Genomic DNA, 22,113 nt, shown 5'->3' on the forward strand with positions numbered 1-22,113 from the left:
TTCCCTACCCGGGGGTTCGCTGGAACGGCGGGCGGTGGATGCGCCGGCGCGGGATTTGCCGGCGGCGACCTTGACCGGACCTCCTAGGTTGATGATCTACCCAGCCCCGCGGAAGGTCCCCACCCATGCCTGTCGGCTTCACCACGGCGATCGTCTTCACCGCCGCCCTGGCGGTCAGCGCCGTCCTGGCCCTCGTCACCCGCGCGCGGCCACTGAAGCGGGTGGCCGCTCTCGCGGCCCTCGGCTTCCTGGCCCTCACCCTGCTGGTCGGGATCACCTCCAGCGCCCACTCGGTGCCCATCCGCTCGGTCGGCATCGTCACCAGCTTCGGCAAGCCCACCGGCGAGGTGACCGGTTCCGGCCTGAAGTGGGTGGCGCCCTGGCAGAAGGTCGGCGAGTGGGACGCCGGCCGGCAGAAGTACGACCACATCGGCGGCAACAACTGCGTACGGGTCCGCACCGGCACGCTCGCCGACGCCTGCGTCGAGGTCCTCATCGAGTGGCAGGTCAAGCCGGAGAACGCGCCGAAGCAGTTCATGGACTACAAGGGCGACTTCAACAGCTTCCGGGGTCAGCGGGTGGGAGTGCAGTTGGACAGCGCGGTCAACGACGCCTTCGCCGCGTACAACCCCCTTGAGAAGATCGACGCCCAGACCGGTGACCTTAACGTCGACCTGAAGCCGTTCGCGGCGAACATCAAGACCAGCGCGGAAGCCCGGCTCACCACCGACGTGGACATCCTCTCGGTGACGATCACCCGGGTGAACCACGACGACAAGACCGAGGGCAACATCAAGGCGTTCCAGGACAAGCTGGCCCAGACCCGCAACCTGGAGCAGGACCGCAAGAACGCCGAGATCTCCAAGCAGATCACCGAGACCAACGCGAAGGTCGACAAGGTGACCCGTTGTCTGGAGATCGCCGAGAAGAACGGCGCCAACCCGGGTCTGTGCATCAACCCGGGCATCGTCACCGGCAAGTGACCGACGCCGAGCGGGTCGGCGCTCGTCAGCGCGCGGCGGCCCGCTCCCAGGCACGGGGAGCGCTGACCTTGGCCCAGCTCGCGCCGAAGGTCATCCGGCGCAGCGGTGGCACGATGTCGCAGAGGCTGAACCAGCGACGGGTCAGGCCCACGTTCAGCGGGTTGCTCATCATGCCCTGGTGGAGGGTCCGCAGGGCCAGGTCGACGGCTTGGAATCCGTACTCGCGCATCTCGGTCTCGTACTCGCCGATCGCGTCCAGCAGCGGCAGGTGGCCGGTGCCGGCCAGGGACAACTGGCGGGTGAGCAGGGCGGAGTCGCGCAGTGCGGTGTTGGCGCCGTTACCGCCGGCCGGCGGCATGCCGTGCACGGCGTCGCCGAGGACGGTGACGCGCGACGGCGCCCAGGGCGCCGGGCGATCGGACGCCTGGAACGGAAACGCGCTCACGTCCCCCGGTGGACACTCGTCGATCAGCCGGCGGAGCGCCGGGTGCCAGCCCGTGATCAGCCCGGCGACGTAGGCCTTCAACTGTGCGCCGTCGAGGCGCTCCGGACGCGAGGGAAACAGTTCGTTGCGGCCGACGAACGCGCAGAGCAGATAGTCGTCCCCGACCGGCTGCTGGCGTTCGAACACGGAGGTGAACAGGAAGTACGGCGCACCGGTCAGGACGAGGTTCATGCCGTCCGCCAGCCGGGCGGGTAACCAGGCTCGGGTGTCGTCGTTCAGCGGCAACTTGAGCCCGACGCCCACCGCGCCGGTGTCGCGCTGGGTTGCGGTCGGCAGGTACTGCGCGCGTACCCGGGAGTTGATCCCGTCGGCGCCGACCAGGACGTCGCAGCTGACGGACGTGCCGTCGGCGAAGTGCGCGGTGGGCCGACCGTCGGCGGCGAGCTCGTAGCGTTCGAACGTCCTGTCGTAGTGGACGGCGTCGTCGAGTCCGTCGAGGAGGACGCCGCGCAGTGTCTGACGGTCGACCGGGTAGGCCCGTTCCGCGGGGTCGGGATCGTCGGGATGCATGAGCGCGTCCTCGACGAGGACGAGCGTGCGCAGGTCCGTGCCCAGGAAGCCGAAACCGCCGCCGGGGCGGCCCGCGGTGTCCGTGAACGCCTGCCACTGCCGGTCGGGCAGGCAGGCACGCAGCGACCGGCTGCCCGCCGGGTTGATGGCGAGCCGGTAGCGGTCCACCCGGTCGTCGCGGCACCGGTCACGCTCGTACACGGCGGCGTCGAGGCCGTGTTTACGCAGACCCTGGGCGAGCGCGAGACCGCCGATGCCACCGCCGACGATGAGGACGTCAATCATGGGTGAGTCCTTCCGGTGCGAAGAGGTCGCACAGTTGGTTGACAACCGACTCGGCCTTGTCGGGACGCAGACGGATGCCCTTGACGGTGGCGATCACCAGCTCGACGCTGGCGGCGACGTTGAGGTTCACCGACCAGACGTGGTGCGCGACGCCCTCGCTGAAGATCGCCGCGAGGGCGTCGCGCCACCCCTGTTCGTCGCGCTCGATATCGGCCTCGGTGGACGCGTCACGTCGAGCGCGAAGATCAAGCTCATCGAGTACGACGAACAACTCGGGCCGTTCCGCGACGGCGGTGGCGATCTCGCTGAGGTGTTGCCGCAACCGGGCGGCGGGTTCCAGGTCGGTGTGCATCGTCGCCTCGAATTGGCTGGTCACGTGCTCGAGCACCGCGGCGATCAGATCGGCCTTGGTCCGGAAGTAGTGGTGCAGGGTGGAGTGGTCGATGCCTGCCGCGGCAGCGATCGGTCGCAGCCGGAACCCCTCGAAGCCGTTCTCGGCGATCGCCGAGAACGCCGCGTGCACCAGGGCCTGCCGGCGGTCGAGCTGTTCAGTCATTCCCACCCATCCTCAACCAAGCGGTTGGTTGATAGTTCAGCATCTGTGTGACCAGGTGTCAACCACCTGGTTGGTGGGCACCTCCCGATCCCGGCCGGGAGGTGCCCACACCGCCGAGCGCGCCCTAGGCGTAGCTGAACAACGGGGGAAAGACGAGGACCACGATCCAGGCCCACGCCGCGTACACCGGCAGGTAGCCGGTCTGCCACCGTTCCAGCGTGGCGAACGGCGTGCGCCGGCGGATGAAGGTCAGCAGGAGCCACGCCGACCACGCGAGATTGACCAGCAGGATCACGTTCTCGCCGAGCGCGGCCGCCCGGTTGGGCGTGCTGCCGTACTCGTCGGTGATGCGCCCGGTGATCTCCAACAGCACCAGCACGTCGATGGCCAACGCACTGACCACGAGCGCGAGTTGAAGTTTGTCGAACGCTCCGGCCGGGGCCAGCGGATCACGGGCCGAGAGTGAGTAGAGCAGCAGCCCCAGCACCACGACCAGCAGGAGGTCGAACAGGATCAGCGCCTCGCGCTCGACGTCGATGCCGTGGCTGGTCCAGACCACCGCGACGAGGAAGGCGAGCAGGGCGGCCGTGAAGAGCGGCGTGAACAGTCGGGTGAGGACCGGCGCGATGTTCTCCACGACACTCTGCTTGGCCTCGACCAGCCAGCCGGCCACCACGACCGCGGCCGCGGCGCCGCAGGGCAGGAGCCACTGCGAGACGAACGCCTCCGGGACGATGCCGATGGCCGCGAAGGTGTTGAACAGGAACGCGGCGAGCACGCCGCCGCCGAGGGCCATCAGCACGAAGTAGATGAACCACTCGCCGGTGAAGCGGATGAAGTCCATGCGTCGACGAGACGAGCGCCAGTCGTCGGCGACGTAGGCCAGACCGACCACGAGCCAGAGAGCGATGGGCAGGTGGACGCCGGTGACGACCACGGACTGCGAGTCGTCCGCCAGTGGGTAGGCGTTGGCCGCCGCGACGCCGAGCGCGAACAGCGCCACCAGCACCGCGAGCACCGCCGGCCGGGCCTGCCGCCGCCAGGCCAGGAACCCCGCCAGCCAGGGCAGCGCGAACAGGGTGGCGTTGCGCGCGTAGAACGAGCCGTCGTCGTCGAGGCTCAGCCCGAACAGCGCGGGCGCCTTGACGGACACCACCGCACCCGCCGCGCAGCCGAGCAGGACCCACAGGTCCCGGCGGGAGCGTGTGCCGGCGACCGGACCACCGGAGTCGCCGGTCAGCACCAACTGCTTCCACAGACGTTCCGAATGTTCCCGGGCGAACTCGCGGGAGAGATCGTCGAGGCTGCCCATCCGTTTCACCGCGACCAGGAACGCCTCGTCCGGGCTCAGGCCGGCGGCGACGAGCTCGTCGACGGAGCCGCGAAGGTGGTCTTCCAGCTCGTCCGCGTCCACCGCCTGCAGCTCCCTGCGGCGCAGCACGTACCGACGCCACTGCGCGAACTGCTCTTCCAGCTCCTCGGGCCCACCGTGCCTTGTCATGCGAGGCCCTCCAGCGGGTACGCCGTCAGTGGCGCGCGGTCGTGCCAGATCTCCTTGAGCGCACCGACGACGGTGTCCCACTGCCGGCGCTGCTCGGCCAGCTCGGCCAGGCCCCGGTCGGTGATGCGGTAGTACTTGCGCTTGCGCTCACCGGCGACCGCCTGCCAGCTCGACTCCAGATAGGCGAGCCGTTCGAGCCGGTGCAGCAGCGGGTAGAGCAGCCCCTCGGTCCAGTCCAGCTCTCCCCCGGACAGCTCGTTGATCCGCCGGAGGATGGCGTATCCGTAGCTCTCGCCCTCGGCCAGGATGCCGAGCACCATCGGTGTCGCCGAGGCGGCGACCAGATCCTTGGCGACTTTCATGAAGCCTCTCACCCCTAACCCTAGAAGTACGATGCATCGTACTGCTAGGTATTGCTCCACCCGCAAGGGGCGACGACCAAATCGCCGTTACGGGCAGCTGTGGTGCCCCGAACCGGCACGGCCGGGTTAGCCTTGGCGCATATGGCTACCTTTCGCAGCGCCTCAGTGCTCCTTTCCTCCGACGGCACCCGCACCCCCGGCACCGCCGCGCTCTTCGCCGAGCCGGCCCGTAGGGGCGGTATCGCACCCTGGGCGGGCGACTTCCGCCCCGCCAACAGCGCCGGCAACGGCCCCAAGAACGCGATCGGAAAGACCTTCACCCTGGAGCTGCCCGACGGCAGCACCGGCAAAGTCGTGGTCCAGGGCCTCAAGAGCGGCAAGGGTGGCGTCGTGCTGGCGCTGATGGGCGAGGACGCCCCACCCTTCTGATCTGTCGCCCGGCTTTGTCGCCCGGGCGCCCAGGGTTGGCCCGTCCGGAGCCAGCCCAGGGCACCGGGCCAGGCACGCCCCTCGTCGCCGACAATCCCTGGGAAACCGGTGGTCGGGTCGCGATAATGCCTGCCGTGCAGGAAGTCGAAGTCGTCGTCGCCCATCGCGAACGCGCGACCCTGCGCGTCGGCGACACGTTCCTGAAGATCGACGCCGATCCGGTACGCGCCGACGTCGAGGTCGAGGCGATGGCGATCGCACCGATCCCGACTCCCGAGGTCCTCTGGCACCGGCCGCCGGTACTCGCGCTCGCCGCCCTGCCCGGAACCGCGCTCGGTCGCCTCGGCGAGCCGTCGACCGCGTCGCCGGCGGCGTGGGCCGCGGCGGGCGCCGCCGCTCGTACGCTGCACGACGCGCCGCTGCCGCCCTGGCCCGGCCGCAGCCGCGACGAGTTGGCCGCACGGCTCGACGTCGAATGCGAGTGGCTCGTCAGCAACGACGTTCTCCCCACCGACCTGGTCATCCGCAACCGCCACGTCGCCGAGGCCGCGCTCCGGCCGTGGACACCGGTGTTCACCCACGGCGACCTGCAGATCGCTCATGTGTTCGTCGACGGTGACGAGATCACCGGTGTGCTCGACTGGTCCGAGGCGTGCCGGGGCGATGCCCTCTTCGACCTCGCCACGTTGACGCTCGGGCACGAGGAGCACCTCGACGACGTCGTGGCCGGCTACGGCGTCGACGTCGACCTCGACGTGATCCGGGCGTGGTGGTCGATGCGCAGCCTGCTGGCGATCCGCTGGCTCGTCCAGCACGGCTTCGACCCCTCGTCGCCAGGCTGCGAGGTCGACGTGCTGCGGGCGCGGATGTGACACGCGTCCGGGTGAGCGGCAGTGGCCGACCCACTCGGCTCAGTCCAGGGTGACCACCCAGCGAGCGCCCTCGCCTCGCGCCAGTCGGGCGAATGCCGTGGGCGCGTCGTCCAGCGGGACTGTGCCACTGACCAGCACGCGCAGATCCAGCGCGCCGTCGGCCAGCTTGGCAGCCAGCGCCGGCACCTCCCGCTCCGGGTCGGACGAGCCGTACACCGAGGAGCGCAGGGTGCGGGCGGAGTGGAAGATGTCGAGCGCGCCGAGACTGACCATGTCGTCCTTGGCGCCCATGCCGACCACTGTCACCACTCCCCCGCGCCGGGTCAGCCGCCAGGCGGCGCGGATGGTGGTGGCGCGGCCGACGCACTCGAAGGCGTGGTCGACGCCCCGGCCCTCGGTGCGCGCCCGTACCTCCTTGGAGAGCCGGTCGTCGGAGAGCAGGAAGTCGGTCGCCCCGGCGGCGAGCGCCAGGTCCCGTTTGGCCTCGGCGACGTCGACCGCGAGGATCGTCGTTGCGCCGGCCTGGCGGGCAGCGGTGAGCACGGCGAGCCCGACCCCGCCGAGTCCGATCACCGCGACCGACTCGCCGGCAGCCACCCGGGCGGTGTTGTGGACCGCGCCGACACCGGTGAGCACCGCGCAGCCGAGCAACGCGGCCCGCTCCGGCGGCAGGCCCGCCGGGATCGGGATGACGGCGTTCTCGGGCACCACCACCGCCTCGGCGAGCGCGCCGAGGCCGAGGGTCAGGTGCAGCGGGAGGCCGTCGTCGGTCTCGCCGCGCGGCACGGTCGGGGCGGTGGTGTCGGCGCAGAGCCACGGTTCGCCGTTGCGGCACCACCAGCAGGCCCGACAGGCCGGTGCCCAGTTGAGCACCACCGGGGTGCCGACCCGCAGGGTGCTGCCCGGCCCGGCCTCGGCGATAACGCCGGTCGCCTCGTGCCCGAGCGCCAGCGGGAACCTCGCGGCGATGGTGCCGTTCACCATGGACAGGTCGGAGTGGCAGACGCCGGCGGCTCGGATCGTCACCCGTACCTCGCCCGGACCGGGCGCGGGCAGGCGTATCCGCTCGACGCGCAGCTCGGCGCCGGCCCCGCGCGCGACAAGCGCGCGGACGATGACCGGCTCGCCGCGGCCCGGCGCGGCCGGGGACGGCTCGGGGCCGCTCATCGCTGGATCGCCTTCAGCTCGCAGAACTCGGCGAGCCCGTGCACGCCCAACTCCCGGCCCAGGCCGGACTGCTTGTAGCCGCCGAACGGGGCGAGCGGATTGAACGGGGCGCCGTTGATGTCGACCGCGCCGGTCCGCAGCCGCCGGGCCACCGCGAGCGCCGCCTCGGTGTCGGCGGACCAGACCGCGCCGGCCAGCCCGTACCGCGAGTTGTTGGCGATGGCGACCGCCTCGTCGGTGTCGTCGAACGGGAGGACGGCGAGGACCGGGCCGAAGACCTCCTCCTGGGCGAGCGCGCTGTCCGGGTGCACGTCGGCGAAGACGGTCGGGGCGACGAAGTGCCCCTGGGCCGGCACCGGAGCGTCCGGTCCGCCGGCGACCAGCCGGGCGCCGTCGGCGAGCGCCCGGTCGACGTGGCCACGGACCCGCTCGACCTGGGCGGCGGAGACCAGCGGGCCGAGCCGCGTGGCCGGATCGAACGGATCGCCGAGCCGGTAGCCAGCCACCGCCGCGGCGACCAGGTCGAGTGCTTCGGCGTACCGGTCGCGGTGCACCAGCATCCGGGTCCACGCGGTGCAGGTCTGCCCGGAGTTGAGCAGGGCGTTGCCGACGCCCACCTTGACCGCGCCGGCCAGGTCGGCGTCGCGGAGGAGCACGTTCGCGGACTTGCCGCCCAGCTCCAGCGCGACCCGGGCGATCCGGTCGGCGGCGACCCGCATGATCCGCGCGCCGGTGGCGGTGGAGCCGGTGAACGAGACCAGGTCGACGTCGGGGTGCCCGGCCAGGGCCTCGCCGACCACCGGTCCGGTGCCGGGGACCAGGTTGAGGACCCCCGGCGGCAGGCCGGCCTCGGTGACGGCGTCGAACAGCAGGTACGCGGTCAACGGGGTCAACTCGCTGGGCTTGAGGACCACCGTGCAGCCGGCGGCCAGCGCGGGCGCCAGCTTGGCCAGCACCTGGTGCAGCGGGTAGTTCCAGGGGGTGATCGCGCCGACCACGCCGATCGGCTCGCGGACGACGAGCGAGTTGCCGATGCTCTCCTCGACGGGTGGTCGGGCGGCGAGCGCGACGTGGTCGCGCAGCACGGTCAACGGCAGCCCGACCTGGACGCGGGTGGCGAACCTCAGCGGCGAGCCCAGCTCCACGGCGATGGTGCGGGTGAGGTCGTCGGCGCGGGCGGCGAGTGCGGTGTGCAGCCGGTCGAGGTGGGCGGCACGCTCGCCGGGGGCGGTGGCCGCCCAGCCGGGGAAGGCGGCGCGGGCCGCGGCGACGGCGCGATCCACATCGGCCGGGGTGCCGGCGGGCACCTGCCCGATCGGCTCGCCGGTGCTCGGATTCTCCACCTCGAGCAGGTCGGTGCCGGCGGGAGAGGTCCACTCGCCGCCGATGTGCAGGTGACGTCGGAGGCGCAGGGTGTCGGGCAGCTGCGACGGCGGGGCGGCGAGGTCCATGGCGTCCCTTCGGGGGGTGGTCGACGGGCGATGGCGACGGGGTCGCGGCGGGTGATGGCGACGGGGCGATGAAACTAGCGCTGGGAGTTTGGACGCTACCCGCTGGGCCGCCCGGACTCCACCGTGCCGACGCTGCGGGTGTACTCGGCGGCCAGACCGTGCAGCAGCGCGTCCAGGCCGAGGGCGAAGGCGCCCTCGTCCACGCTCTGCTGGTGCTCGGCGAGCCGGTGTGCCTGCCGCAGGTGCGGGTAGTGCGCGGCGTACAGCTCCGGGTCCTCGACGAAGCCGCGGGCGAACGAGCCGAGCGCCGACCCGGCCACGAAGTAGCGCAGCGCGGCGCCGATGTGGGTGGCGCGGGCCGGCGGCCAGCCGGCGCGTACCAGCCCGCCGTAGACGGCGTCGGCCATGGCGAGGGCGGCCGGTCGGCGGCCCGGCCCCTGCGCCAGGTACGGCACGATGTTCGGGTGCGCGGTGAGCGCCCGCCGGTACGACCAGGCCCAGTCGCGCAGCGCGGCGGCCCAGTCCCGGCTGGCGAAGCCGCTGGTGTCGACGGCGCCGGTGACCGTGTCCGCGACGGCGTCGAGGATCTCGTCCTTGGTGGCGAAGTGGTTGTAGAGCGACGGGCCGCGGACGCCCAACTCGGCGGCGAGCCGGCGGGTGGAGAAGGCGGGCAGGCCCTCGGCGTCGATGAGCGCGGTGGCGGTCTCGACGATCAGCTGCCGGGTGAGGCGGGGCTGGCGGGGTCGGGGCACTGCGCTCCTCGCGGGTCTCGGCGGTGGGGGTCTGGACGCGGCAAAACTTGCACCGCTAGTTTAATGGTGACCGGCAGCTCCGACGCCAGGAGGACCACCGTGGACTTTTCGCTGACCGACGAGGAGCGGGCGGTGCGGGACACCGTCCGGTCGTTCATCAGCCGCGAGGTGCTGCCCCTGGAAGCCGAGGTGCTCCGCCGGGAGCGGGCGCACCAGCCGGGCCTGGACCACTCCGAGGTGCGCGAGCTGCAACTCAAGGCCCGCAAGTTCGGCTTCTGGGGCCTGGCCACCCCCGAGGAGTACGGCGGCATGAACCTGCCGGCCGTACTCCAGTCCTTGATCTGGACGGAGTTGGGCCGCACGTTCGTGCCGTTCCGCTTCGGCGGGGAGGCCGACAACATCCTGTTCCACGCCACCGAGGAGCAGAAGCGGGAGTTCCTTCTCCCGACCATCGAGGGCGAGCGGCGCTCCTGCTTCGCGATCACCGAGCCGGGGGCGGGCTCGGACGCCGCGAACATCCGGCTCTCGGCGCGCCGCGACGGCGACGACTGGGTCCTGGACGGCGAGAAGACCTTCATCACCGGCGGGCACGACGCGGACTTCGCCATCGTGGTCGCGGTGACGGATCGGGACAAGGGCGCCCGCAACGGTGGGGCCACCGCCTTCCTGGTCGACCGGACGATGGGTTGGCGCTCGGAGTTCATCCAGACCATGGGCGAGGGTGGCCCCGCATCGCTCATCTTCGACGGCGTCCGCGTGCCGCACCGCAACATCCTCGGCGAGATCGGGCAGGGCTTCACGCTGGGCATGGAGTGGATCGGCAAGGGCCGCTACACCATCCCGTCGCACGCCATCGGCATCGCCGAACGGGTGCTGCAGATGGCGATCGACTACGCCAACACCCGCGAGACGTTCGGCGCGAAGATCGGCACCAACCAGGCCATCCAGTGGATGATCGCCGACTCGGAGACCGAACTGGAGGCGGCCCGGTGGCTGGTGCTGCGTTCGGCGTGGACCGTCGACCAGGGCCTGGATCCCCGGCACGCGTCGTCGATGGGCAAGCTCTACGGCGCCGGCATGGTCAACCGGGTGGTCGACCGGGTGCTCCAGATCCACGGCGGCATGGGCTACACCCGGGAGCTGCCCATCGAGCGGTGGTACCGGCAGGTCCGGCTCTACCGGATCTTCGAGGGCACCGACGAGATGCAGCGGCTGATCATCTCCCGGGACCTGCTGCGCGGCTACACGAAGATCGGCGGTCACCTCGCCTGAGCGGAGTCACCCCGTCAACGCCTCCAACGCCGCGTCCACGTCGGCCTCGGTGGAGTAGACGTGGAAGGAGGCGCGGACCCGTCCGGCGCGGACCGCCGCCCGGATGCCGGCCGCCGCCAGCCGCTGCTCCGCGTCCGGCACGTCGACGCTGACGATGGCGCTCTCCCCCGGCGGCCGGCCCAGCCCGGCCAGGAACCGGTTGGCCAACGCCACGTTGTGCTCCCGGATCGCCGGCACGCCGATCTCGGCGACCAACTCCAGCGCCGGCGCCGCGCCGACCCAGCTGAACCAGGCCGGGGAGATGTCGAACCGGCGGGCGTCGTCGGCCAGCCGCAGCGGCGCGCCGTAGTAGGAGGCGTGCGGGTCGCGGCCCGCGTACCAGCCGGCGGCGTCCGGGCGCAACCGCTCGCGCAGCGCCGGGGCCAGGTAGGCGTAGGCGGTGCCGCGCGGGTTCATCAGCCACTTGTAGCCACCGACGGCCACCACGTCGGCCCCGCTCCCGTCGAACGGCAGCCAGCCGCACGCCTGGGTCGCGTCCACCACCACCAACGCGCCGTGCGCGCGGGCCGCGGCCACGATCTCGTCGTACGCCGCCACCGCCCCGTCGGCCGACTGCACCAGGCTGAACGCGACCACATCGGTGTCGCTGTCGATCGCGTCGACCAGGCCAGGCAGCGGCACCGTACGGACCTTGACCCCGCGCTCCTCCTGCACCAGCCACGGAAACAGGTTGGAGGTGAACTCGACCTCGGGGACCACCACCGTCGCCCCGGCCGGCAGGGCCGCCGCGACCGGCGCGAGGATCTGCGACACGGCCGCGCCGACCGCGACGTCACCGGCCGGCACCCCGATCAGGGCGGCGAACGCGGTACGGGACGAGTGCACCGCCTCGCCCCAGCCCTCCCACGACGTGCGGCCGACGCGCCACGCGCCCAGGGCGTCCTGTAGTGCCGTCCACGCCGGCTCGGGCGGCAACCCGTAGGAGGCGGTGTTCAACCAGCCGGGCTCCGGCTGCCACAGCTTCTGCGCCTGCTCGATCTCCATCTCGCCGACGTTAGGCGAGGCGGCGTCGAACGGGCAGGACCAATCGGCGATCGGCGGCCTGTCAGATCCGGACGAAGTCCTGGCCGAGCACCGTCCGCAACCTGGTCAGTGCGCGGGCGTTCTGCGTCTTGACCACCGAGACGGAGACGCCGAGGGTGCTGGCGACGGCCTCGACGCTCTGGTCCTCCCAGTGCCGGAGCACGACGATGGCCTGGTCCCGAAGGGGCAGGGTGGCAAGCGCCCGAAGCAGGGTGACGTGCACCTCCGCGGTGTCGTCGAGCCGTCGGGGCGCCGCCTCGGGCAGCTCGGCCAGCACCAGCTCGGTGGCGCTATGCCGCTTCGCGTGGTCGAAGACGACGTTCATCAGCACCCGCCGGCTGTACGCGTCGAGGTTCGTGGTGTGCCGGATCCGGCTCCAGTTCGCGTACATCTTCGCGAAGGTGGTCTGGGTCAGGTCCTGCGCCAGGTGCCAGTCGTGGCACATCAGGTAGGCGGTCCGGCGCAGTCGCGGCGCGGTGGTCTCGACGAAGGCGGTGAACTCCGCCTGCCGGGCGGTCTGCTCGCGCCGTCGGGCCGCGCCCCAGCGCACACCCGCCATCAGTCGACCGCCGACGCGTTCGTGCCGGCCGGGCAGTCGATGCCGATGATCTCTTCGACTCCGGGCATGCGTTTGACCAGGCCCTTCAACGTCGCGAACTGCTCCCGCGCGACGAGCGTGATCCGGTACGACTCCGGAAATTGGCTGGCCTTCACGCTGGCGGCGAGTTCGGGCGCGTCCTCGTACATCTTCCTGAAGTTGATCAACGCCTGTTCGCGACTCACGAACACCAGGGTCCCGACCGCCGGATCCACGTCCAGCGCGCGGTTGACCGCGTCGCGCTGCCTATTGGTGATGTCGTCGGTGAGGAAGATCGAAGCATCGGTCGCGGTCGTCTGGGCGGGGGCCTCGCACGCCCTGTTCACCAGCATGCCGAACGCCGCCGGCACGGTCGTCGGTTCCGGGGCCGACCGTTGCGGCGGTGCCACCACGTTCACCACCCCGACCGCCGCGATGGCGGCCACGGCTGCCGTGCCCGCCGTCACCAGGCGCTGTCGACGTCGGCGCAGGCTGGTGCCGGCTGCCATCGCCGCGCCGGCCAGGTCGGTCGACGGCAGTGCGGGCTCGTCGACGATCGCCCGGTCGAAGAGCATCCGCAGGTTCTGATCCATGATTCACTCCCGTGCTCCGGTGGACTCCCACACTCCATGACTGGTTGGGGCACCGGATCGGTCACATCGGGGCCGAATCGCCAGCCGGTGGACGGATTCGGGCGAGGCTGGCCGAGAGGCCGGTGAGCCACCTGTCGACCTCCACGAGGTGCCGGACCGACCGCGGGTCCGGCCCGCTGAGCAGTGGACGAACCCGGTCCAGATCGTCGCCGCAGCCGGCCGGGTCGGCCGTCGGACCCGCGGCGCGGTCGTGCGCCACCTCGCGGGCGACGTCGTCGTACGCCGAGCGCAGATGCGCGGCGGAGTCCCGCAGCAGGGCCGCCGCCGCCGGCCAGCCGGCGAGGCAGCCGGGCGGGTTGCGGCGCAACAGCGACTCCGCGCCGGGCACCACGTGGTGCCCGGCGCTCAGGACCGCGTCCCAGTTCACCTGCTGCCGGTGCGGATGGTGTCGCTCCGAGTGGTACTGGCAGTACGACGAGTCGACAAGGATCATTCGGCGCCGGACCCGGTCGAGGGCACGGTCGGGAGGTGGAGCGCCGCCGACGATCGCCAGCACGGTCTGCTCGACGGCGTCCGCGCTGGCCCTCAGGTAGCCCGTCGCGTTGTGCCGCAGATCGTGGCTCGCGCCGCGCGGCCACATCGCCACGCCGGCGAGCACGCCGATCACCGCGCCGAGCAGCACGTCGACGAGGCGGGTCTCGGCGAGCCGCCACCCTTCCGGGCTGAGCTGGGCGAAGACGACGGTCAGCAGCACGGTGAACAGCGCCTGCTGCCACACCGGGCCGAGCAGGCGACCGACGCCGAAGGCCAGCAGCAGGGTCACCGGCAGGACGATGGCGTACACGATCGGCTTGTCGATGACGAGCATCAGCCCGCCGCTGACGACGGCACCGACGATCGTGCCCAGCACGGCCGGGCGCAGGGCGGTGCGGGTGTCGGCGGCCGAGGTACGCAGGACGGTGAGGGTGGCCAGCAGCACCCAGAAGCCGTGGGTCAGGTGCAGCGCCCCGGCGGCGATCCGGGCGACGGCGAGCGCCACGGCCACCCGAAGCGAGCTGTGCAGGTGGGCCGAGCGGGGTGCCAGGTGGGAGCGGAACTGCCACCAGTACAGCCGCCACGGGCTGTGCCGCGCGTACGCGAAGAGCCCTCCGGGGGCGTCCTCGCCGTCGGGCCGCGACCCGGTGGCCACCCGGACGCCCACGGCGAAGACCCGGGTCTGGTCGGCGACGGCCAGTGCCGTCGCGTCCCGGCACAACCGGGACGCGTCCGGCGGGTCGTGGCCGTCGCCCTCTCCGGCGAGGTACGCCGTCTCGGCTCGCCCGATCGCGGCGTCCAGGTCGTCGAGACCCACCGGCGGGGCGCCCGGTGTCAGGGTCCGGCCGGCGGCGCGGGTCGTCACCGCGCACGAGCGCAGCAGACTCGCCGCCGCCAGATCCCCAATCGGTACGGCTGGCGCGTCCACGGCCAACCGGTCCGCCTCGGCGAGCGCCTCGCGGAGCGCGGACGCGCAGATCCGCAACGCCCGATCCTGGGCGCCCGCCGCGCTCGGCGCCCACTCCGGGGGGTTGCGGCCCAGTTCGATGGCGGCCACCGAGTCGTACGCGCGCTCGCGCCGCGGGTCCCGAGCACCCGGACCGGTGGGCGGGTCGGTCAACCGCTCGGCGGTGACGTCGAGGAACGCCGCGACGCGGTCCGCCGCGACGGCGAGGCGCTGCCGGTAGGAGACCGGCACCGGATCGGGCCAGAGGAGCACCTCCGCCGCGGCGAGCAGCACGATGGCGAACGTGACGCCGCCGAGTCGCTCCGGCAGGGTGCCCGGCTGGTACGGCGGGAACGACGCCAGGATGTAGAAGAGTTGGAACGCGCTGGCCAACCCCACCAGGCGCGGGTTGCCGACCCCGGCGAACGCCACGACGAACCCGATGACCACCATGCCACCGGCGGCCGACCATGTGCTCCACGCCAGCAACGACCCCACGGCGATCAGCGCCCACACCGCCGGCAGTGCGGTGACGAGGATCCGCGCCCGTTGCGGCGCCGGACCGGGCAACTGCGCGAACGATCCGGCGGCGATCGTGCCGAACAGGCCGTAGGTGGCGAGCACCGAACTGCCCGCGCCGTAGCGGCAGCCGTAGAAGACGACGGACGCGACGAGTGTCAGTCGTGCCGCCCGCCGCAGGACGGCATCGCCCGGGTCGCGGCGGCGGAGCCGGCCGAGGAGGCCGGTTGCCCGCACGCCTGCTCCCCCGGATCGTCGCGGCACCCCTCATTCTCGCCCCGGGACCTGCTGGTGGCGGCGCGTTTCGCGACGAATCAGCGCGATGTGGCGGGCGCGCCGCTGAGCGCTACACGGTGGTGCGTCGCCACTGTTGGCTGGTGCCGGTGCCGCAGGTCCACTGCACGGTCTGGGCGCCGTCCGCGGTGGCGGCGTTCAGCACGTCCAGGCACTTTCCGCTGTGCCGGGCGACGAGCCGGACGTAGCCGGTGCCGAGATCCTCGACGCGCCACTGCTGGTTGGTGCCGCCGTTGCACGCCCACTGGATGACCCGGACGCCGTCGGCGGTGGCACTCGCGCCGCCGTACACGTCGAGGCACTTGCCGCTGCTGACGCTTGTCACCGTGGAATAGCCACCACCGGTGTCCTGGAACCGCCACCGCTGGTTGGCCTGCCCGTTCGCGCCCCACTGCACGACGTTCGCGCCGTCCGCGGTGGACGCGTTGGAGACGTCGAGGAGCTTCCCGCTGTGCCGCGCGGCCACGGTGGAGGTGGTCGGCGTGGGGGTGGTGGTCAGCGGCGCCAGCCGGTACAGCCCGCTCCCGTGGGCGGGGATGGACCGGGTGAGGGTGACGGTGGCGGTGCCGAGGCCGGCGCCGGACCACAGATCGGTGACGGTGGCGGAGCCGATGCCCAGGTCGGCCAGGTTCAGCGAGACGTTCGCGGTGGCGCTCTCACGGTTGAACAGGGCCACGTACCGGTGGTCGGTGCCCGGCACGTCGGCGGTCCACACCTGCCGGGTGCCGCCGACGAGCTGCCGGTTGTTGGCGCTGTTCTGGTCGACGGCGAGCACCGCCGCGTTCGTCATCAACGCCAGCTCGGCGGCGCGGTTCTCGACCAGGTTGCCGCCCCACATCAGCGGCGCCCGGTTGATCGCCCACAGGGTCATCAGCGTGCGCTGCTCGTCGGTGGTGAGCGCGGAGTAGCGGGGTGCGCCGACCGGGCCGTACTTCGACAGCCGCCCGATCGGGATCATGTCCGGATCAGGCCAGGCACCGGTCGTTCGGTACGGCGTCCAGTTGCGCAACTGGTCGAAGAGCGCGTCGAGCGACGACCAGTTGTCCCACAGGTCGTTGACGATGCGCCACATGTGCGCGTTGTCCCGCACGTGCCCGCCGCTGGCCAGTGGTGTCGCGCCGGGCGAGAGGCTCAGCACCATCGGCCGACCGCTGCGCTGGATCGCCGTCCGGTAACCCTCGACCTCGGACTGCCGGTACGTCGGGGCCGCGATGTCGTCCACCTTCACGTAGTCGACGCCCCAGCCGGCCAGGAGTTGGAACACCGAGTCCAGGTACGCCTGCGCGCAGGCGTTGGACATGTTCAGGCCCCACATCAGGTTGAGCCAGGCCGCGGTGGTGCTGTTGTTGATCTGGTTGGCTCGACAGTTGGTGCCGAGGATGGGCACGTTGTCGGCCACCGCCTGCCGGGGGATGCCGCGCATCAGGTGGACGCCGAACTTCAACCCCTGGGTGTGCACGTAGTCGGCGAGGGGCTTGAACCCGTTGTCGCCCGCCGCCGAGGGGAACCGCGTGGTGTCCGGCAGCAGCCGCCCGTTGGCGTCCATCCGTAGCCGGGGGTTGAGGCTGGCGTCCTGGTTGGGGCTGTTGTTGTGCTGGCCGGGGTAGTACCAGGCCCAGTCGATGACGACGTACTGCCAACCGTGCTGGCGCAGGTTGTCGCGCATGTAGTCGGCGTTGGCCCGGACGTCGGACTCGGTGACGCGCCAGTTGAACGAGTCGTAGCTGTTCCAGCCCATCGGCGGGGTGTCCGCCGTGCCGTTGTCCCAGGCCGCGGCCGGCTTCGGGGAGATGACGGTGAGGCCGACGGCGAGCAGCACGACCAGAGCCGTGAGCCCGGCCATCCGACGTGCGGTGGAACGCGCGAGGACGAGCGTCATCGGACCTCCCGACAGACAGTGGTGCTTGTCGATGTTAACGCTCACACATCGACTGTCAAGTGCGGCAGCGGTCGGGCGACCTCGGCACGCACCGTCGGCCCGCCGATCCTGGAAGGCACCGGCGTCAGCCGGCAGGCGGCGAAGCACTGCCTGCTGCCATCACGCGGCACACCAAGCGCCCGGCATGGCCCGAGCACCCGGGCCGGATTCCGATCGATTGATGATCCGAAGACGTCACGTTCGTGACAACAGTATCGATTGATGATCCGAAGACGTCACGTTCGTGACAACAGTAAGGCGAAAGTGCAGATCTCGTGCCCTGCATGGGATGCTGCATCGATCGAACGGCTCAGCGCCGCCCAAACAAAGCGGCGCCCGGGTGCAACCGGACGCCGCAATCGACTCGACCGCACGCAACGGAAGGAGCCGCCTTGACTCTAACCCCTCAGGGGCCAGACATCGAAGGGCAGCGGATCACGGAGGACGACGGCAGCCGGACACGGCGCCATGGCATCGTCCTGGCGTACATCCGCACCCTTGGCCCGGTAGTCACTGCCTTCGTGGCAGCCATCGCGACGTTGGTCGGCGCGTTGGTTCGCTAGACGAGCACGGCAGCCAGTCGCCCGGCGCTTGGCTGCCCGCCATGTCGATGTGCTGTCGAGCGGTATGACTCAAGGTCATAAATATGACTCTGGGTCATACCGCTCACCACCGCATCCGCCCCTACGGAGGTGACGGACAGTCACCGCCGGCCGCCGGCCGCCGGCCCGCCGGCCCGCCGATCGGAGCCAGGTGCGCCGATGGTACGTATGGGTCGTGACCTATTTCGCGGACCTGACGCCGTACACGTACCTGGAGCGGCGTGAGGACGAGCCAGGGTTAACCGACGAGCCGTGGCCGGACCTGCCGCTGCTCAACGTCGGTTGGCTGGACGCCGCGCATCCGTTCCCGACCGGCGCTCCCCCGGACGGCCTGATGCCAGCCCTGACGAAGCTGGCCACGGTGCGGGTCCGCCAGACACGCGGATACCACTTCTGCGAGATCTGCATCCGGGACATCGGCGGTGACGCCAGAGAAGCCATTCGGCTGGGCATGATCGCCCGCGAGAGCGCCGAGTTCCAGGTCCAGGGCGACGGCGTCGTGTACGCCGCACCTCAGCTCCTGCTCCACTACGTCTCCGTCCACGAATACCTGCCACCAGCCGAGTTCTGCGCGGCGGCTCTGGGTGCGACGAGCTGACACGGGTCGGCGCGTCACCCGAGGCGCCGGATGCGGACCTTCGGATCCTCGTCGCGCAGGTGGCCCGGCTCGTGTCGGTTGATGTGATCGCGGAACCAGTCGAGCGTGAAGCGGTGTGCGGCGATGCCGTAGTCGAGCGTTGCGCGTTGATGGGTGGCGAGGTCGCGGTGCTCCTCGGGCACCTCCAGGTCTCGGAGGTGCGTGGCGAGGGCCGAGAGCCTGGCGAGGTCGTTCTCGATGCGACCCGTGACACCGCGCAGCGCCGGTACGCGTTCGTCTGGCTTCAGCAGACCGAGGAAGTAGAGCCGGGACAGCGCCGCGGTTTCCAGATCGGACCCGGTCAGCTCTCCGGTCATCCACGCGTGGAACTCCTGCCGGCCGGCGTCGGTGACGCGGTACACCTTCCGTCCCCGCCCGCCGGCTTCGGTGCTGGCCACCTCGATGAGCCCTCGGGTGAGCAGGGTGTCCAGCGCCCGTTTGATGCTTCCGGAACTGGCGCTGTAGAAGAGCGCGACGCCGGCCTCGAATCCCTTGATGAGGTCGTAGAAGGTCTGCGGGGTGATCAGGAGCAGACCAAGGATCACGTGGGCCATTGGCCGAGTCTAGGTTGTTGCCTCTCAGAGACATGTCTAGTAGACATATGCTGGTGAGATCGTCACTGACCACAATCACCGCTCACGACAATCACGTTCCCGCCGGTGTCGACGCGCGACTGAGGGGCTTGCTGGAGAATCTCGTCGCGCACCGCGGCGTACACCACGCCAACCTCGCCGTCGCCAGCGGCGACGGGACGCTGCGCTGGTCGGCTGCCTGCGGGCCGGTCGGCGCCCACGATCAACCGGTGCGTCCCGACACCCCGTTCTTCATCGCCAGCGTCACCAAGCGGTTCATCATCGCGCTGGTTCTGCAGGCGCACGAACGCGGTGAACTCGACCTGTCCGCGCCGATCACCAGCTACCTGCCGGCGGAGACGACGACCGGCCTGCATGTCCTCGGAGGAATCGACCGGACGTCGGCGATCACGGTGCGCCACCTCGCCAGTCACACGTCCGGCCTGCCCGACCACTTCGAGAAGCGTCGGGAAGGCCCCAGCCTGAATGAGCGCCTGGCTACCGGGCAGGATCTGGCCTGGACCTTCGAGGACACCGTGCGGACCACGCGCGAGCAGCAGCGCCCGCACTTCACGCCGCAGGACCTCAGTGCCATACGACAGAAGGCCCGCTACTCCGACACCGGCTTCCAGCTGCTGATCCACATCATGGAGACGGTGACCGGTCGGTCGATCGCCGACCTGCTGACCGAACGGATCCTCGGCCCGCTCGACCTGACGCAGACCTGGCTCCCCGGGGACCCTCCGCCACCTGCGGCGTCCGCACCGCCCTCGCCGCTCTACGCGAAGCAGCGCAGGGTGGAGGTGCCCTCGATGATCGGATCCTGCAACGACCTGTTCAGCACCACCGCCGATCTCCTCACCTTTCAGCGAGCGCTCCTTGGTGGTGCCCTCTTCCGGGACACCCGCTCAGGGCAGCTGCTCACCGAGCGGCGCAACCGGCTGCGCAACATCCCCGTCCTCAGGTACGGGCTGGGCACCATGTTCTTCACGGTCGGCCGGCTCATGTCGTCGGGCCGCCGCCCGGTCACGCTCGTCGGCCATTCCGGAGTCACCGGGACGTGGCTCTTCCACTGTCCACAGCTCGACCTGCACCTGGTGGGCACCGTCGACCAGACCAGGGGCCAGGCCATCCCGTACCGGGTGATGGCCCGGTGTCTGGGCGCTCTACGAACATGAGGCGACGACGACGCGCCGAACCTGAGCCGGAGTTAAGGTGATTTTCTCATTCCGGTCGGCGGCGCTGCCGTCACCCGTCGCCGACATCGACAGAATTCGAGGTAGCCAGTGCTCACCGTAGGCTCGGCGGACACGACCGCGGTGCCCGCGAGTGAGCGGTTCGGTTACTGGCACGACCTGGTGGCGCGTGAATCGGTCCCGATGCGGATCCACAGTGCCCACGCGGCAAACTTCCAGGCCCGGGCCGAGGTCATCAGTCTGGGTGAGATCGTCCTGTCGTCCTGGCGGTACCCGTCCCTGGACATGCAGCGGACCAGCACGTTCATCCGCCGCAGCGACCCGGAGATGTACGAGTTCGCGCTGCCGTTGTCCGGGCACGGCGGGGTGGAACAGGAGCGGCGGACCAACCTCTTCACGCCGGGGCAGTTCGCCGTCGTCGACACGTCGCGACCGCATCGGTCGTCGCACCAGGGGCGGTCGCGGCACGAGGGTCTGTTGACCACCCTGACGATCCTCGTGCCGCACGGTCTCGTACCGCTGCATCCCGACAAGATCGCGCAGCTCCTCGGCACCAACATCTCCGCCGTCGAGGGAATGGGCGCGCTGCTCAGCAACTTCGTACACCAGGTGTTGGGCCACCCGGAGCAGTACCAGGAGCGCGACGTTCCACTCCTGGGCATCGTCGCCCGAGACCTCATCTCCGCGACACTGGCCCAGCGCCTGGACCTCACCGAAGCCCTGCCGACCGAGGTACGCGGGCACAGCCTGCGCGTGCGCGTCAAGGCATTCATCGACGAGCACCTCGGCGACCCGGATCTCTCCCCCGGCACCGTGGCGGCCGCGCACCACGTCTCGCTCCGCAGCCTGCACCGGGCGTTCGAGGCTGAGGACCAGACCGTCGCCGACATCATCCGGACGAGGCGACTGGACCGGTGCGCGCGCGACCTGCGCGATCCCCTGCAACGCGGGCGGGCCATCCACACCGTCGCCGCCCGCTGGGGCTTTCCCTCCCAGGCCCACTTCAGCAGGGTGTTCACCGCCGCCTTCGGCATGTCCCCCCGAGCTTTCCGCAACGCCCCCTCGGCGCCCGGTCGGCGTCGCTGACGAGACCGGTCAGTCGGTTCGGGTGCGGAGGCTCCGCGCGAGGACGGGAATCGTCACCGCCGCAGGCACCAGGTGCAGCCCGACGAGGGCGGCGATGGTCGCGGCGCTTGCCCCGGAGATGACCGGCGGGACCAACGAGATCGCGGTCAGCGACACCGTCGTCCACACGAATCGCTTGGCGGGACGAGCGCTCCACCGACGAAACGCGGCGGCGATGACGATGCCCACGACCGTGAAGAAGCCGGTCACCACGGCGAACCCGGCCAACGGGATCGTCTCGCCACCATCGGGGACCTCGAAGTCGACGCCGACGGCCTGGGCGAGCGCAGCGCCGAGGGTGGTGGCCACCACCGCTGCGAGCGCGGCGACGAGGCCGGTGCCGACAAGCCCACGGGTGGTCCGGCCCGGTGCCGGGCCCGCGCCGGACCCGAGCATCCGGTAGCCGCGCACGTGCACCGCCGGCTCGGCGACCTCACCAAAACCGCTCACGCCCAACTCATTCAGCCGCGTATCCGCACTCATCACGTGATCCTTCCGCCTCGTCAGGTCCTGTCGCAGGTATGACGGGCAGGGGCGCCGAAACTCATCACTGTCATCGGGTCAGGCCGACCAGGATGGCCAATCGCGCCACGCCGGCCGATGGGCGTCATGGTCGCCGCTCACCCTGCACGGCGGCTTCGGGGCAACGAGCTGACACGGGTCGGCGCGTCACACGAGACGTTGGATGCGGACCTTCGGGTGCTCGTTCCGCAGGTGGCTCTGCTTGTGCTGGCGGACCTGCTCGTCCCAGACCTCCTGGTCGTAGTCAGGGCTGGGCGGGATCCACCTGTGTGACCCGTCGCTGTAGTGGAACTTCTCGTCTCCGGCCCGAATGATGCTCACCGCACCCAGCCGAGAAAGCGCCCCGGCTC

Annotated in this window: 22 protein-coding genes; 7 read left to right on the forward strand and 15 right to left on the reverse strand. The window is 71.0% G+C overall.

Going from position 1 to position 22,113, the window contains the following annotated elements; all coding sequences use genetic code 11:
- The first annotated feature begins 125 nt into the window (after positions 1–125).
- Positions 126–983, forward strand: a complete 858-nt coding sequence (locus AB0O48_RS10290; RefSeq protein WP_357245274.1) for an SPFH domain-containing protein — start codon at positions 126–128, stop codon at positions 981–983.
- Between the two features lie 25 nt (positions 984–1,008).
- On the opposite strand, the gene AB0O48_RS10295 is transcribed toward AB0O48_RS10290, so the two are convergent.
- From AB0O48_RS10295 to AB0O48_RS10310, 4 genes are all read right to left on the reverse strand, one after another.
- Positions 1,009–2,283 (reverse strand): FAD-dependent monooxygenase, encoded by a 1,275-nt coding sequence (locus AB0O48_RS10295; protein ID WP_365064581.1) that lies wholly within the window; start codon positions 2,281–2,283, stop codon positions 1,009–1,011.
- Complete coding sequence (locus AB0O48_RS10300) at positions 2,276–2,839, reverse strand: TetR/AcrR family transcriptional regulator (protein ID WP_365064584.1); 564 nt, start codon at positions 2,837–2,839, stop codon at positions 2,276–2,278. The genes AB0O48_RS10295 and AB0O48_RS10300 overlap by 8 nt, the downstream gene beginning before the upstream one ends.
- Positions 2,840–2,963: 124 nt before the next feature.
- On the reverse strand, positions 2,964–4,340 hold the full coding sequence (locus AB0O48_RS10305) for a permease prefix domain 1-containing protein (protein ID WP_357569860.1): 1,377 nt from the start codon (positions 4,338–4,340) through the stop codon (positions 2,964–2,966).
- Entirely contained in the window at positions 4,337–4,702 is a 366-nt protein-coding gene (locus AB0O48_RS10310; protein WP_357245281.1) for a PadR family transcriptional regulator, read from the reverse strand. The genes AB0O48_RS10305 and AB0O48_RS10310 overlap by 4 nt, the downstream gene beginning before the upstream one ends.
- A gap of 141 nt (positions 4,703–4,843) precedes the next feature.
- On the opposite strand from AB0O48_RS10310, the gene AB0O48_RS10315 reads away from it, so the two are divergent.
- On the forward strand, positions 4,844–5,131 hold the full coding sequence (locus AB0O48_RS10315) for a hypothetical protein (protein WP_357569861.1): 288 nt from the start codon (positions 4,844–4,846) through the stop codon (positions 5,129–5,131).
- Positions 5,132–5,256: 125 nt separating this feature from the next.
- Positions 5,257–6,003: a phosphotransferase gene (locus tag AB0O48_RS10320; protein WP_357569862.1), complete on the forward strand. Its 747-nt coding sequence runs from the start codon at positions 5,257–5,259 to the stop codon at positions 6,001–6,003.
- A gap of 39 nt (positions 6,004–6,042) precedes the next feature.
- Here the strand turns inward: AB0O48_RS10320 and AB0O48_RS10325 are convergent, their stop codons facing one another.
- From AB0O48_RS10325 to AB0O48_RS10335, 3 genes are all read right to left on the reverse strand, one after another.
- Positions 6,043–7,170, reverse strand: a complete 1,128-nt coding sequence (locus tag AB0O48_RS10325) for a zinc-binding dehydrogenase (protein WP_365064590.1) — start codon at positions 7,168–7,170, stop codon at positions 6,043–6,045.
- Complete coding sequence (locus AB0O48_RS10330) at positions 7,167–8,621, reverse strand: aldehyde dehydrogenase family protein (RefSeq protein WP_365064592.1); 1,455 nt, start codon at positions 8,619–8,621, stop codon at positions 7,167–7,169. Before AB0O48_RS10330 ends, AB0O48_RS10325 begins: the two co-directional genes overlap by 4 nt.
- 95 nt (positions 8,622–8,716) lie before the next feature.
- Complete coding sequence (locus AB0O48_RS10335; RefSeq protein WP_357569865.1) at positions 8,717–9,373, reverse strand: TetR/AcrR family transcriptional regulator C-terminal domain-containing protein; 657 nt, start codon at positions 9,371–9,373, stop codon at positions 8,717–8,719.
- 99 nt (positions 9,374–9,472) lie between these two features.
- Here AB0O48_RS10335 and AB0O48_RS10340 point away from each other — a divergent pair, with 99 nt between their 5' ends.
- Positions 9,473–10,645 carry an acyl-CoA dehydrogenase family protein gene (locus AB0O48_RS10340; RefSeq protein WP_357245292.1) on the forward strand — a complete coding sequence of 391 codons (1,173 nt, stop codon included), beginning with the start codon at positions 9,473–9,475 and terminating at the stop codon, positions 10,643–10,645.
- Between the two features lie 6 nt (positions 10,646–10,651).
- On the opposite strand, the gene AB0O48_RS10345 is transcribed toward AB0O48_RS10340, so the two are convergent.
- From AB0O48_RS10345 to AB0O48_RS10365, 5 genes are all read right to left on the reverse strand, one after another.
- Positions 10,652–11,689, reverse strand: coding sequence for an aminotransferase class V-fold PLP-dependent enzyme (locus AB0O48_RS10345; RefSeq protein WP_365064596.1), 1,038 nt, complete (start codon positions 11,687–11,689; stop codon positions 10,652–10,654).
- Between the two features lie 61 nt (positions 11,690–11,750).
- Positions 11,751–12,287 carry a SigE family RNA polymerase sigma factor gene (locus AB0O48_RS10350; protein WP_365064599.1) on the reverse strand — a complete coding sequence of 179 codons (537 nt, stop codon included), beginning with the start codon at positions 12,285–12,287 and terminating at the stop codon, positions 11,751–11,753.
- Positions 12,287–12,898, reverse strand: coding sequence for a permease-like cell division protein FtsX (locus tag AB0O48_RS10355; protein ID WP_357569868.1), 612 nt, complete (start codon positions 12,896–12,898; stop codon positions 12,287–12,289). Before AB0O48_RS10355 ends, AB0O48_RS10350 begins: the two co-directional genes overlap by 1 nt.
- Positions 12,899–12,959: 61 nt before the next feature.
- Complete coding sequence (locus tag AB0O48_RS10360) at positions 12,960–15,134, reverse strand: FUSC family protein (RefSeq protein WP_365064603.1); 2,175 nt, start codon at positions 15,132–15,134, stop codon at positions 12,960–12,962.
- A 109-nt stretch (positions 15,135–15,243) separates the two neighbouring features.
- Positions 15,244–17,070: an alpha-galactosidase gene (locus AB0O48_RS10365; RefSeq protein WP_365064605.1), complete on the reverse strand. Its 1,827-nt coding sequence runs from the start codon at positions 17,068–17,070 to the stop codon at positions 15,244–15,246.
- A gap of 816 nt (positions 17,071–17,886) precedes the next feature.
- Here AB0O48_RS10365 and AB0O48_RS10370 point away from each other — a divergent pair.
- Positions 17,887–18,309: a hypothetical protein gene (locus tag AB0O48_RS10370; protein WP_357245304.1), complete on the forward strand. Its 423-nt coding sequence runs from the start codon at positions 17,887–17,889 to the stop codon at positions 18,307–18,309.
- Positions 18,310–18,323: 14 nt separating this feature from the next.
- Here AB0O48_RS10370 and AB0O48_RS10375 read toward each other — a convergent pair whose 3' ends face one another.
- Positions 18,324–18,902 (reverse strand): helix-turn-helix transcriptional regulator, encoded by a 579-nt coding sequence (locus tag AB0O48_RS10375; RefSeq protein ID WP_357245306.1) that lies wholly within the window; start codon positions 18,900–18,902, stop codon positions 18,324–18,326.
- A 53-nt stretch (positions 18,903–18,955) separates the two neighbouring features.
- Here AB0O48_RS10375 and AB0O48_RS10380 point away from each other — a divergent pair, with 53 nt between their 5' ends.
- Entirely contained in the window at positions 18,956–20,098 is a 1,143-nt protein-coding gene (locus tag AB0O48_RS10380; protein WP_357569871.1) for a serine hydrolase domain-containing protein, read from the forward strand.
- A 108-nt stretch (positions 20,099–20,206) separates the two neighbouring features.
- Positions 20,207–21,202, forward strand: a complete 996-nt coding sequence (locus AB0O48_RS10385) for a helix-turn-helix domain-containing protein (protein ID WP_365064610.1) — start codon at positions 20,207–20,209, stop codon at positions 21,200–21,202.
- Positions 21,203–21,211: 9 nt separating this feature from the next.
- Here AB0O48_RS10385 and AB0O48_RS10390 read toward each other — a convergent pair whose 3' ends face one another.
- Both AB0O48_RS10390 and AB0O48_RS10395 read right to left on the reverse strand, forming a co-directional pair.
- Complete coding sequence (locus AB0O48_RS10390) at positions 21,212–21,724, reverse strand: DUF6069 family protein (protein ID WP_365064613.1); 513 nt, start codon at positions 21,722–21,724, stop codon at positions 21,212–21,214.
- Positions 21,725–21,910: 186 nt separating this feature from the next.
- Positions 21,911–22,084 carry a hypothetical protein gene (locus AB0O48_RS10395; protein WP_357245314.1) on the reverse strand — a complete coding sequence of 58 codons (174 nt, stop codon included), beginning with the start codon at positions 22,082–22,084 and terminating at the stop codon, positions 21,911–21,913.
- Positions 22,085–22,113 lie beyond the last annotated feature (29 nt).

The sequence above is a fragment of the Micromonospora sp. NPDC085948 genome (assembly GCF_040686315.1).
GTDB lineage: Bacteria > Actinomycetota > Actinomycetes > Mycobacteriales > Micromonosporaceae > Micromonospora.

Coding starts and splice junctions, on each gene's coding strand:
- AB0O48_RS10290 (WP_357245274.1), top strand. CDS start 126: ATGCCTGTCGGCTTCACCACGGCGATCGTCTTCACCGCCGCCCTGGCG.
- AB0O48_RS10295 (WP_365064581.1), bottom strand. CDS start 2,283: ATGATTGACGTCCTCATCGTCGGCGGTGGCATCGGCGGTCTCGCGCTC.
- AB0O48_RS10300 (WP_365064584.1), bottom strand. CDS start 2,839: ATGACTGAACAGCTCGACCGCCGGCAGGCCCTGGTGCACGCGGCGTTC.
- AB0O48_RS10305 (WP_357569860.1), bottom strand. CDS start 4,340: ATGACAAGGCACGGTGGGCCCGAGGAGCTGGAAGAGCAGTTCGCGCAG.
- AB0O48_RS10310 (WP_357245281.1), bottom strand. CDS start 4,702: ATGAAAGTCGCCAAGGATCTGGTCGCCGCCTCGGCGACACCGATGGTG.
- AB0O48_RS10315 (WP_357569861.1), top strand. CDS start 4,844: ATGGCTACCTTTCGCAGCGCCTCAGTGCTCCTTTCCTCCGACGGCACC.
- AB0O48_RS10320 (WP_357569862.1), top strand. CDS start 5,257: ATGCCTGCCGTGCAGGAAGTCGAAGTCGTCGTCGCCCATCGCGAACGC.
- AB0O48_RS10325 (WP_365064590.1), bottom strand. CDS start 7,170: ATGAGCGGCCCCGAGCCGTCCCCGGCCGCGCCGGGCCGCGGCGAGCCG.
- AB0O48_RS10330 (WP_365064592.1), bottom strand. CDS start 8,621: ATGGACCTCGCCGCCCCGCCGTCGCAGCTGCCCGACACCCTGCGCCTC.
- AB0O48_RS10345 (WP_365064596.1), bottom strand. CDS start 11,689: ATGGAGATCGAGCAGGCGCAGAAGCTGTGGCAGCCGGAGCCCGGCTGG.
- AB0O48_RS10350 (WP_365064599.1), bottom strand. CDS start 12,287: ATGGCGGGTGTGCGCTGGGGCGCGGCCCGACGGCGCGAGCAGACCGCC.
- AB0O48_RS10355 (WP_357569868.1), bottom strand. CDS start 12,898: ATGGATCAGAACCTGCGGATGCTCTTCGACCGGGCGATCGTCGACGAG.
- AB0O48_RS10365 (WP_365064605.1), bottom strand. CDS start 17,070: ATGACGCTCGTCCTCGCGCGTTCCACCGCACGTCGGATGGCCGGGCTC.
- AB0O48_RS10375 (WP_357245306.1), bottom strand. CDS start 18,902: ATGGCCCACGTGATCCTTGGTCTGCTCCTGATCACCCCGCAGACCTTC.
- AB0O48_RS10390 (WP_365064613.1), bottom strand. CDS start 21,724: ATGAGTGCGGATACGCGGCTGAATGAGTTGGGCGTGAGCGGTTTTGGT.